The following is a 10,342-nucleotide window of genomic DNA, read 5'->3' on the forward strand; positions in this document are numbered from 1 at the left end:
ACCGGCTTGACCACCAGGAGACACCATGCGTCGCTTCCCATCGCGCAGGCTTGCGCCTGCCTGCCTTGCCGTCGCCACCGTCTTTGCCATGGCCGGCGCGTCCGCGCAGACCGCGGCCCCCGCGACCGGCGCCCCCGCCGGCGGCAAGATCAAGGTCGGCTTCATGCTGCCGTACACCGGCACCTACGCCGCGCTGGGCAACGCCATCGAAAACGGCTTCCGCATGTACGTGCAGCAGCAGGGCGGCAAGCTGGGCGGGCGCGAGATCGAGTACTTCAAGGTCGACGACGAGTCCGATCCGGCCAAGGCGCCTGAGAATGCCACCAAGCTGGTCAAGCGCGACCAGGTCGACGTGGTGGTCGGCACGGTGCATTCCGGCGTGCAGATGGGCATCGTCAAGGTGGCCAAGGAAAACAACACGCTGCTGATCATTCCCAACGCCGGCGTCGACGAGGCCACCGGACCGCTGTGCGGGCCCAACATCTTCCGCACCTCGTTCTCGAACTGGCAGCCGGGCTATGCCATGGGCCAGGTGCTGGGCGAACGCGGCCTGAAGAAGGTGGTGACGCTGACCTGGAAATACGCTGCCGGCGAGCAGTCGGTCAAGGGCTTCAAGGAAGCGTTCGAGGCCAAGGGCGGCAAGGTGGTGAAGGAGCTGAGCCTGCCGTTCCCCAATGTCGAGTTCCAGGCGCTGATCACCGAAGTGGCATCGCTCAAGCCCGATGCCGTGTTCGTGTTCTTTGCCGGCGGGGGCGCGGTCAAGTTCGTCAAGGACTGGGCCGCGGCCGGGCTGAAGGACAAGATTCCGCTGTATGGCTCGGGCTTCCTGACCGACGGTACGCTCGAGGCGCAGGGCAACGCCGCGCAGGGCCTGGAGACCACGCTGCATTACGCCGACGGCCTGAGCAACGCGCGCGACAAGAATTTCCGCCTGGACTACGCCAAGACCTACAAGCTGCAGCCCGACGTGTACGCGGTGCAGGGCTACGATGCCGCGCAGCTGCTGGCGGCCGGCGCGACCGCGGTGAAGGGCGACATGACGCGCAAGGCCGACCTGTACAAGGCCATGGGCGGCGCCAGGATCGACAGCCCGCGCGGCACCTTCACGCTGTCCAAGGCGCACAACCCGGTTCAGGACTTCTACCTGCGCAAGGTTGACGGGCGCGAGAACAAGGTCAGTGCGGTGGCGGTGAAGGCGCTGGCTGATCCGGCGCGCGGCTGCCGGCTGTAAGCGCTTCAACACCCGCGTGTTTGCGCCCCTCTCCCAGGCGCGGGAGAGGGAGCTTGCCACCAGCATGCGTGGCGCTATCGGTTCCTTGATGTATTGCCCGCATGGACATCGTCTCCTTCCTCATCCAGTGCCTGAACAGCGTCCAGTACGGCCTGCTGCTGTTCCTGGTCGCCAGCGGCCTGACGCTGATCTTCGGCATCATGGGCGTGATCAACCTGGCCCACGGCAGCTTCTACATGCTGGGCGCCTACCTGGCCTTCACGCTGGCCGGACTGACCGGCAACCTGTTCATCGCCATCCCGCTGGGCATCGTGCTGGCGGTGGCGTTCGGCTACGTGCTGGAATGGGCCTTCTTCAGCTACCTGTACGAGCGCGACCACCTGCAGCAGGTGCTGATGACCTATGGCCTGATCCTGGTGTTCGAGGAGCTGCGCAGCATCCTGGTCGGCGATGACGTGCACGGCGTGCAGGTGCCGGCGCTGCTCGACGGCGCGCTGCCGATCGGCAATGACATGACGTATCCCGTGTACCGCCTGTTCATCTCCGCCATCTGCCTGGTGGTGGCGCTGGCGATGTACTACGTGATCCGCCGCACGCGCCTGGGCATGATGATCCGCGCCGGCGCCACCAACCGCGAGATGGTGCAGTCGCTCGGCATCAATATCACCGTGCTGTACCGCTTTGTGTTCGCGCTCGGCGTGGCGCTGGCGGTGCTGGCCGGCATGATCGCCGCGCCGGTGTCGTCGGTCTATCCCGGCATGGGCGCGCAGGTGCTGATCGTCTGCTTCGTGGTGGTGGTGATCGGCGGCATCGGCTCGGTCAAGGGCGCGCTGGTGGCGTCGCTGTTGCTGGGCTTTGTCGATACCTTCGGCAAGGTGTTCTGGCAGGAGGCAGCCGGCGTGCTGATCTACCTGCTGATGGCGGTGATCCTGCTGTGGAAGCCGCAGGGGCTGTTCAAGGCGGGGTGACATGAATCCGACGACATTGCCGGCGCGCCGGCACGCTGCGCGCAACGCCACGCTGGCCACCGCGCTGGGCTGGGTGGTGGCTTTCGCGGTGCTGGCCGGGCTGCCGCTGCTGCTGACCGCGGACAGCCACAAGTTCTATATCGAGCTGCTCAGCAAGGTGATGATCATGGCGATCTTCGCGCTCTCGCTGCAGCTGCTGATCGGCTACACCGGGCTGGTCAGCCTGGGCCATGCCGCCTATTTCGCCATGGCCGCCTACGCCACCGCCATGCTGGCGCCGCAGAGCGGCCCTGGCAACGGCTGGGTGCTGCTGGCCGGCGCGCTGGCGGCATCGGCCGCGCTGGCGCTGGTGGTGGGCGCGCTGGTGCTGCGCACGCGCGGCGTGTATTTCATCATGGTGACGCTGGCGTTCGCGCAGATGGTGTACTTCGTGTTCCACGACACCAAGGTCGCGGGCGGCAGCGACGGCACCTATATCTACTTCCGTCCGGAATTCCCCGTGCCCGGCGAGCACCTGCTGACGGTGAACGACCCGATGCACTTCTACTGGCTGGTGTGGCTGGGCCTGCTGGCGACCGTGGCGGTGCTGATGCTGGTGCTGCGCTCGCGCTTCGGCCACGCGCTGGTCGGCATCCGCCACAACGAGCAGCGCATGCGCGCGGCCGGCTATGCCACCTATCGCTACCAGCTTGGTGCCTTTGTCGCGGGCGGGCTGCTGGCGGGCCTGGCCGGGTTTCTCTATGCGATCCAGTTCGGCTTCGTCAATCCGGAAATCGCGTCGTGGCACCAGTCCGGCAACGCCATGCTGATGGTGATCCTGGGCGGCGTCGGCAGCCTCGCCGGCGCGGTGCTGGGCGCGTTCTCGTTCGTGCTGCTGGCCGAGTGGTTCAGTACCCTGACCAAGCACTGGCAGCTGCTGATGGGCGGCTTCATCATTGTCGCGGTGGCGCTGCTGCCGCGCGGGCTGGTGAGCCTGCCGTCGGTGCTGCGGCACGGACGCCGGCGCCGCCGCAATGGCGATGCCGGCTCTGGCACCGACGAAGCCGCCGCCGAGCCGCGCAGCCATACGGAGGCCGCATGAACGCGCCCGCCACCCCTATCCTGGAGGCGCAGCAGCTGACGCGCCGCTTCGGCGGCCTGACCGCCGTCGCGGGGGTCGACCTGACGCTGGCGCTGCATGAGATCCACGCCGTGATCGGTACCAACGGCGCGGGCAAGTCGACCCTGATCAATATGCTGTCCGGCGAACTGCCGCCTTCCTCGGGCCGGCTGCGCCTGAAGGGCGAGGACGTGACCGGCTGGTCGCAGCCGCGGCTGGCGCGCCATGGCGTGGGGCGCAGCTACCAGCGCAACAACATCTTCCTGCCGCTGACGGTGCGCGAGAACTGCCGGCTGGCGGCGCAGTCGCGCGCGCAGCGCGCGTGGCGGGTGTGGGAAAGCGCCCAGGGCTGCCGCACCGCCGCGACGCTGGCCGACGAGGCCATGGAGCGCGCCGGGCTGGAGCACCTGGCGGACCGGCGCGCCAGCGACCTCGCGCACGGGCAGAAGCGCCAGCTGGAAGTGGCGATGTGCCTGGCCACGCAGCCGGTCGCGCTGTTGCTGGACGAGCCGCTGGCGGGCATGGGCGCGGAAGAGTCGGCGCGAATGCTGGCGCTGCTGCGCGGCCTGCGCGAAGGCCACGCCATCCTGCTGGTGGAGCATGACATGGACGCGGTGTTCTCGGTCGCGGACCGCATCACCGTGATGGTCAACGGCGCCGTGATCGCCACCGGCAGCCCGCAGGCGATCCGCACCAACCACGAAGTCCAGGTGGCCTACCTGGGCGAGGAAGAGGACGAGGCCGCATGAACCTGCAGAACTCCGCGGCGGCTGCGGCCACGCCGATGATCGAGGCCACCGGCATCAACGCCTGGTATGGCTCCAGCCACGTGCTGCGCGACATCGACTTCACCGTCGGCGCGGGCGAGACGGTCGGGCTGCTGGGGCGCAACGGCATGGGCAAGAGCACGCTGTTGCGCACGCTGCTCGGCCACGTGCGCCAGCGCCAGGGCCGGATCCTGGTGGCCGGCCGCGATCTCTCGCGCGCGCAGCCGTTCGAGGTCGCGCGGCTGGGGGTGGCCTACGTGCCGGAGGGGCGCGGCATCTTCCCGAGCCTGTCGGTGCGCGAGAATCTGCTGATGGCGGCGCGCCAGGGCTGCAATGGCCGCAACGACTGGGACGAGGCGCGCGTGCTCGACCTGTTCCCGCGCCTGAAGGAGCGCCTGTCCCATGGCGGCCAGCAACTGTCCGGCGGCGAGCAGCAGATGCTCTCGATCGGCCGCGCGCTGATGACCAATCCTGACTGCCTGGTGCTGGACGAGGCCACCGAAGGACTGGCGCCGCGCATCGTCCGCGAGATCTGGGCCGTCATCGCCACGGTGCGGGCCACCGGTATCGCCTCGGTGGTGGTCGACCGCAATTTCCGCTCGGTGCTGGCCCACGCCGACCGTGCCGTGGTGCTGGAAAAGGGTCGGGTCGTACTGTCCGGCCCCGCCTCTGACCTGGCCGGCAAGCCCGAAGCCCTGGACCGCTACCTCGGCGTCTGAATCGAGAGAGAAAGAGAGAGCGGCGTATAAGGCACTATTGTTGCCCTGCCGCAACGGCACTTGCGGGCGCAAGGTATCGCTGTTTTGCTCTCGCGGGGCTTGACCATCCGCCACTTCCCTCCCATCCTTCCGAAGTCACGAAAGCGGCATCCCGGTTTGCCGCAGTGGTCGATAGTCGACAGTTCCACTAGAATTGCGCGCGTTTGTGCAATGCAATAAGAACCGCACCCAGCACCGGCACCGGGCGCAGCAAGCTGTTGCGCCGGATCTGACCGGCCCGCTGCAGAGCCAACAAACCTGCCGGCGCTCCGGTCGGGCAGACCCAACTTCATGACCCAATCCACAACCAGCCACTATTTTGTCGAGAGCCCCAGCACGCGCGCGCTGGTGCTCGGCGCGGTAGGCGTCGTCTTCGGCGACATCGGCACCAGCCCGCTTTACGCCCTCAAGGAATGCTTCAGCAAGGAGCACGGCATCGCCTTCAGCACGGACGCCGTGCTGGGCGTGATCTCCATGCTGTTCTGGGCCATGATCATCGTGGTCTCGATCAAGTACGTGGTGTTCGTGATGCGGGCCGACAACGACGGCGAGGGTGGCGTGCTGGCGCTGATGGCGCTGGTGCTGCGCACCGTGGCGCCGCGCTCCGGCAAGGCCAGGGTGCTGATGATGCTGGGCATCTTCGGCGCCTGCATGTTCTACGGCGACGCGGTGATCACGCCGGCGATCTCGGTGCTGTCGGCGGTGGAGGGGCTGGAGATCGCCGCGCCGCAGCTGTCGCAATTCGTGATACCGATCACGCTGGTGATCCTCGCGGCGCTGTTTCTGATCCAGCGTCATGGCACCGCCGCGGTGGGCAAGCTGTTCGGGCCGGTGATGTTGGCGTGGTTCCTCGCGCTGGGCGCATTGGGCGTCTACAACCTGGTGCAGGCGCCGGAAATCCTGAAGGCGGTGAATCCCTACTACGGCATCACCTTCCTGGTGGAGCACTCGCTGCAGGCGTTCATCGTGCTCGGCTCGGTGTTCCTGGTGCTGACCGGGGCCGAGGCCTTGTATGTCGACATGGGCCACTTCGGCGCGCGCCCGATCCGCATCGGCTGGTTCATCCTGGTGATGCCGTGCCTGATGCTGAACTACTTCGGCCAGGGCGCGATGCTGCTGAACAATCCGGCCGGGGCCGAGAACCCGTTCTACCTGATGGTGCCGGAGCTGTTGCTGATCCCGATGGTGCTGCTGGCCACCTGCGCCACCGTGATCGCCTCGCAGGCGGTGATCTCGGGCGCGTACTCGCTGACCAGCCAGGCGATCCAGCTGGGCTTCCTGCCGCGCATGCGGGTGCGCTATACCTCGGCGGCGGAGATTGGCCAGATCTACCTGCCGGTGGTCAACTGGCTGCTGCTGGTGCTGGTGTTCGCGGTCGTGATCTCGTTCAAGAAGTCCGAGAACCTGGCGGCGGCCTATGGCATCGCGGTGACCACCACCATGGTCATCACCACCATCCTGGCGACGGTGTGCATGCGCAACGTCTGGAAATGGAACCCGGCGCTGGTCGCGGTGCTGGGCGCGGCCTTCCTGGTGGTCGACCTGTCGTTCTTCGCGGCCAACCTGCTCAAGGTCGCCGAAGGCGGCTGGTTCCCGCTGCTGCTGGGCAGCAGTGCGTTCTTCCTGCTGATGACCTGGTACAGCGGCCGCAAGCTGCTGCGCGCGCGCAGCCTGGAAGACGGCATCCCGCTCGAGCCGTTCATCGCCGGCCTGCTGGCGCACCCGCCGCACCGGGTCGAGGGCACCGCGGTGTTCCTGACCGGCAACACCGACTCGGTGCCGGTCTCGCTGCTGCACAACCTGAAGCACAACCGCGTGCTGCATGAGCGCGTGGTGTTCCTGAACTTCATCACGCGCGACGTGCCGTACGTCGACGACGACCAGCGCCTGAGCTGCAAGGACCTGGGCGGCGGCGTGTTTATCCTCAAGTCCGAATACGGCTTCAAGGAAACGCCGGACGTGCAGAAGGTGCTGGACCTGGCCGATCGCAAGCTGGACATGCATTTCGAGCTGATGGAGACCTCGTTCTTCATCGCCCGCGAATCGGTGATCCCGTCCAAGCTGCCGGGTATGCCGATGTGGCGCGAAAGCCTGTTCGCGTGGATGCACCAGAACGGCGCCAAGCCGTCGGACTTCTTCCAGATCCCGGCCAACCGGGTCGTCGAACTGGGCACCAAGGTCGAGATCTGAGCGCGCGCGGGCCGCGCCCGCCGCCCGCTCCGCCAGCCCCCCGGGTCTGCGCCGCCAGGCGCCCCGGGGGCTTTTCATTTGGGGGCAATGCCCGCTGCGGGGCACAGGTCCCGGAAAACGGCCATGCGGCAGCCCGAACCGGGACCGTAGCCTCATGCGGCCAACCGACCCGCGTCCGACAATGCGTCCCTCAGCTTGTCTCAGCCCCGCGCCTTGCGGCAGTTCCCTCATCGGCGCGGCGGCCTTCCAGACTGCCCCAGCACCCCCCGGAAATCCGGAGTCCGGCGCCATGCCGCTGCCCTGATGGATCGCAGCCGGCCGGCGCCAGGCCATGGCTTGCACGGCACGGGCGATCCCGTGCAGCCGCGCCGTTTCGCCGCCGATCGCCTGAATGACGGAGCTGCCGCGGCTGACCCTGCCGCCGGCTACCGCAGTTGGAGATTGCAATGCACAGGAATCTTGCCCACACCCTCGTTGCCGCTGCCGCACTCGCCGCCGGCCTGAGCCAGCCGGCCCGCGCCGGTGCCTATGGCGAAGCGCTGGCCGCTGCCATGCCGCGCCACGCCGCCGCCCAGCGCGATGCATTTACCGAGGGCGCGCGCAGTCCGGACGCAGGGACCGCGCTGCTGCCCGTGGTGGCGCGCGGCAACCTTTCCGTGTGCCGGGTGCGCGGCTTCGACGCGAGCCAGGACGGAATGCGCAAGGCGGATCCCTATACCGACGGCGCGCGCATGGGGCGTTTCGACGTCTTCACCGAGGGCGCGCGCGCCGCCTCTCGTGACCCCTCTCGTGACCCGTATACCGACGGCGCGCGCAGCGATGCGCGCGGCAGCGGGGAATGCCTGTCCTGAACCCGCGGCGGCGCTTTTGCGCCGCCCGTCCTTTGCCTAAGCTAGGGAAGTCACGCGGCGCGCCCGCATGGCGGCCGCGGCCCGCGGCCTCCGGCAGGCAGCTCCTGCCCGCGCGGCCCCGACATGCCGATGTTCAAGCAGCAGATCCGCCTGTGCACCAGCCGCGATGGCGTGCGGCTGGCCTATGCCATCACCGGCAGCGGCGCGCCGCTGGTCAAGGCGGCCAACTGGATGAGCCACCTGGAGTTCGACGTCGGCAGCCCGGTGTGGAGCCACATGATCACGGCGCTGTCCGACACGCATACGCTGATCCGCTATGACGAGCGCGGCTGCGGGCTGTCCGACCGCGACATCGTGGACCTGTCCTTCGATGCCTGGCTGCGCGATCTCGAAACCATCGTCGACGCCACCGGCGTGGACCATTTCCCGCTGCTGGGTATCTCGCAGGGCGCATCGATCGCCGTGGCCTACGCGGTGGCGCATCCGCAGCGCGTCAGCCACCTGGTGCTGCACGGCGGCTACGCGCGCGGGCGCCTCAAGCGCGACCACCTGAGCCAGCGCCTGCTGGAAGAAGCGGAGCTGATGAACAAGCTGGCCGAACTCGGCTGGGGCCAGGAGAACCCCGCCTTCCGCCAGTTCTTCACCACCCAGTTCATTCCCGGCGGCACCGCCGAGCAGCATGCCTGGTTCAATGAACTGGAGCGGGTGTCGACCTCGCCGCTGAATGCGGCGCGCTTCATGCGCGTGTTCAACGAGATTGATGTGGTGGCGCTGCTGCCGCGCGTATCGTGCCCGACGCTGGTGCTGCACGCGGTGCGCGACGCGCGCGTGCCGTTCGATGAAGGCCGCCTGATGGCCAGCGAGATTCCCGGGGCGCGCTTCGTGCCGCTGGAAAGCGGCAACCACCTGCTGCTGGAGGACGAGCCGGCGTGGCGCCGCTGGCTCGACGAGGTGCGCGGGTTCCTGCCCTTGGCGCAGCCGGCGCGCTCTCCCGCCTTCGCCGCGTTCACCGCGCTCACGCGCCGCGAGCGCGATATCGTCGAACTGATCGCGCAGGGGCGCGACAACGCGCAGATCGCTGCCCACCTCGACCTGTGCGAAAAGACCGTGCGCAACCATATCACCAGCATCTTCGCCAAGCTGGAAGTGGAAAACCGCGGCCAGGCCATCGTGCTGGCGCGCAAGGCCGGCTTCGATCGTGCCGGTGCCTGAGGCGCCGGCCAGCCTGCACCAACCCCTCTTGAAATCCTCCGGCCCGGACACTAATTAAGGATTGCCCAGCCGCTGCAGCAACGCGCTGTGGCTTCCCCGCCAGCCGGCGCGCCGGCGGCCGGGAAACAAGGCGTCCGTGCGCCTCCCCGCTGCACAGAAGGAGGATCCAACCATGAGTGACTTCATTTTCGGGACTGATCTGTTCAGTGAATTCGACCGGATGCAACGGCAAATGGCCGGCCTGTTCGGCGGCTTTCCGTCGAGCCTGCGCTCCGGGCGTTTCGGTGCGTTTCCGCCGCTCAATATCGGCACCACCGACGACTCCATCGAGATCGTGGTGTTTGCCCCGGGCCTGAAGGCGGAGCAGTTCGAGGTGTCGGTGGACAAGGGCCTGCTGACCATCAGCGGCGAGCGCGCCGCGACGCAGCCCGAGGGCGACGCCGAGGCGCGGCCCTACGCGCAGGAGCGCTTTGCGGGCAGCTTCCGCCGTGTGATCGAGCTGCCGCAGGCGGCCGACCCCGACAAGGTGCAGGCACGCTACGCCAACGGCTGCCTGTCGATCAGCGTCGGCAAGCGCGAGGCCTCGCGCCCGCGTGCCATCACCGTCAGCTAATGTGAGGAGGTAGCCATGACCGATTTGAATCAAGTCGTCCAGCGCGACCAGGCCAATGCGGCCGGGCAGGGCGGTGCCGTGGCGCAGCGCCGCGACGAGGCCCCGGCCATGACGCTGATCCCCGCCGTCGACATCTTCGAAACCGCCGCGGGCGTTACGCTGTGGGCGGACCTGCCGGGGGTGCCGCGCGAGAAGCTGGAGGTCAACGTGCACGACAGCAGCCTGCGCATCGAGGGCGAGGCGGTGCTGCCAATGCCGGCGGGCCTGCGCGTGCAGCATGCCGAGGTACGGCAGCCGCGCTATGCGCGCACGTTCACGCTCAGCCCGGACCTTGACGCGTCCGGAATCGAGGCCAACCTGCAGGATGGCGTGCTGAAGCTGACCATCCCGCGCCGCGATGAAGCGCGGCCGCGCCGGATCGAGGTCTCGGTGGGCTAAGCATGCCCGGATGCAGAACGGCGGTGCCTGGGCACCGCCGTTCTGCTTTGCATGGGCCGCGAGCGCTCAGCCGTGGTTGACCAGCACGCGGGCATCGCTGACGTGGCTGCGGTACGCCTCGAAGATGCACCGCAGCGCCGCTTCCATGCCGATCTCGGGGCGCCAGCCCAGCTCCTCGATGGTGTTGTCGATCTTCGGCACGCGGTGCTGCACGT

The 10,342-nt window shown here is 68.1% G+C and carries 10 protein-coding genes and 1 pseudogene; 10 read left to right on the forward strand and 1 reads right to left on the reverse strand.

The window, feature by feature from the left end; genetic code table 11:
* Positions 1 to 25: 25 nt before the first annotated feature.
* The 10 genes from U9J39_RS07755 (at position 26) to U9J39_RS07800 (ending at position 10,127) form a co-directional block, all read left to right on the forward strand.
* Complete coding sequence (locus U9J39_RS07755; protein ID WP_115709118.1) at positions 26 to 1,231, forward strand: ABC transporter substrate-binding protein; 1,206 nt, start codon at positions 26 to 28, stop codon at positions 1,229 to 1,231.
* A gap of 101 nt (positions 1,232 to 1,332) precedes the next feature.
* Positions 1,333 to 2,199, forward strand: coding sequence for a branched-chain amino acid ABC transporter permease (locus U9J39_RS07760; protein ID WP_025582061.1), 867 nt, complete (start codon positions 1,333 to 1,335; stop codon positions 2,197 to 2,199).
* A gap of 1 nt (position 2,200) precedes the next feature.
* On the forward strand, positions 2,201 to 3,280 hold the full coding sequence (locus U9J39_RS07765; RefSeq protein ID WP_115709120.1) for a branched-chain amino acid ABC transporter permease: 1,080 nt from the start codon (positions 2,201 to 2,203) through the stop codon (positions 3,278 to 3,280).
* Complete coding sequence (locus U9J39_RS07770) at positions 3,277 to 4,047, forward strand: ABC transporter ATP-binding protein (RefSeq protein WP_116312435.1); 771 nt, start codon at positions 3,277 to 3,279, stop codon at positions 4,045 to 4,047. Before U9J39_RS07765 ends, U9J39_RS07770 begins: the two co-directional genes overlap by 4 nt.
* Positions 4,044 to 4,784, forward strand: coding sequence for an ABC transporter ATP-binding protein (locus U9J39_RS07775; RefSeq protein ID WP_115709124.1), 741 nt, complete (start codon positions 4,044 to 4,046; stop codon positions 4,782 to 4,784). Before U9J39_RS07770 ends, U9J39_RS07775 begins: the two co-directional genes overlap by 4 nt.
* 330 nt (positions 4,785 to 5,114) lie before the next feature.
* Entirely contained in the window at positions 5,115 to 7,013 is a 1,899-nt protein-coding gene (locus U9J39_RS07780; RefSeq protein WP_115709126.1) for a potassium transporter Kup, read from the forward strand.
* A gap of 446 nt (positions 7,014 to 7,459) precedes the next feature.
* Entirely contained in the window at positions 7,460 to 7,864 is a 405-nt protein-coding gene (locus tag U9J39_RS07785; RefSeq protein ID WP_116312436.1) for a hypothetical protein, read from the forward strand.
* 123 nt (positions 7,865 to 7,987) lie between these two features.
* The gene (locus U9J39_RS07790; protein WP_326346859.1) at positions 7,988 to 9,076 is read left to right on the forward strand and encodes an alpha/beta fold hydrolase; all 1,089 of its coding nucleotides are present in this window, start codon (positions 7,988 to 7,990) and stop codon (positions 9,074 to 9,076) included.
* 172 nt (positions 9,077 to 9,248) lie between these two features.
* Positions 9,249 to 9,689, forward strand: coding sequence for an Hsp20/alpha crystallin family protein (locus tag U9J39_RS07795; protein ID WP_115709132.1), 441 nt, complete (start codon positions 9,249 to 9,251; stop codon positions 9,687 to 9,689).
* Between the two features lie 15 nt (positions 9,690 to 9,704).
* Positions 9,705 to 10,127 carry an Hsp20/alpha crystallin family protein gene (locus U9J39_RS07800; protein ID WP_115709134.1) on the forward strand — a complete coding sequence of 141 codons (423 nt, stop codon included), beginning with the start codon at positions 9,705 to 9,707 and terminating at the stop codon, positions 10,125 to 10,127.
* Positions 10,128 to 10,193: 66 nt separating this feature from the next.
* Here U9J39_RS07800 and U9J39_RS07805 read toward each other — a convergent pair.
* Positions 10,194 to 10,342: pseudogene (locus U9J39_RS07805) on the reverse strand (bifunctional UDP-4-keto-pentose/UDP-xylose synthase); the annotation flags it as partial.

This window comes from Cupriavidus sp. SS-3 (assembly GCF_035818815.1).
In the GTDB taxonomy this organism is placed as follows: Bacteria; Pseudomonadota; Gammaproteobacteria; order Burkholderiales; family Burkholderiaceae; genus Cupriavidus; species Cupriavidus taiwanensis_C.